The 203-nt window shown below is 55.7% G+C and carries 1 tRNA gene; it reads right to left on the reverse strand.

The window, feature by feature from the left end:
• Position 1: 1 nt before the first annotated feature.
• Positions 2 to 78, reverse strand: a tRNA-Asp gene (locus OGW17_RS00020).
• Positions 79 to 203 lie beyond the last annotated feature (125 nt).

The following is a 203-nucleotide window of genomic DNA, read 5'->3' on the forward strand; positions in this document are numbered from 1 at the left end:
GTGGCGGAACGGACGGGACTCGAACCCGCGACCCCCTGCGTGACAGGCAGGTATTCTAACCAACTGAACTACCGCTCCACCGAATTTCTCTACATCCACTGATTTCACACCAGCTTACTGCTTAATTTGATGCCTGGCAGTTCCCTACTCTCGCATGGGGAGACCCCACACTACCATCGGCGCTACGGCGTTTCACTTCTGAG

The sequence above is a fragment of the Citrobacter sp. CK181 genome (assembly GCF_030333595.1).
Taxonomy (GTDB): domain Bacteria; phylum Pseudomonadota; class Gammaproteobacteria; order Enterobacterales; family Enterobacteriaceae; genus Citrobacter_B; species Citrobacter_B koseri.